Consider the following 246-nt stretch of genomic DNA (forward strand, 5'->3'; position numbering starts at 1 on the left):
CCATTAGGAAATACTTTGACCAATACTTATGATACTTGGGGGAAATTATCAACTTCTAAAACCAATCTTGATGGACTAACTACCTATCAGTATGAAAGAGATAATAATTCCAATATTTTAGTTACACAATACGACCCAGATGGTAATGTATCTAAAAAGTATACAAATAAGTTAGGACAAGATTATAAAGCTTCTACCAAAGCTTTTGGATAAGGACAATTTGTTTCCAATGAGGTTAAATTTGAT

1 protein-coding gene is annotated in these 246 nt (G+C 30.5%); it reads left to right on the plus strand.

All coding sequences use genetic code 11. From position 1 onward, the window contains the following. On the plus strand, nucleotides 1-213 hold a 213-nt coding region (locus SB659_RS20250; protein ID WP_410551727.1), incomplete at its 5' end, for a hypothetical protein. Between the last annotated feature and the right edge of the window lie 33 nt (nucleotides 214-246).

The sequence above is a fragment of the Arthrobacter sp. SIMBA_036 genome, assembly GCF_046535135.1.
In the GTDB taxonomy this organism is placed as follows: Bacteria; Actinomycetota; Actinomycetes; order Actinomycetales; family Micrococcaceae; genus Arthrobacter.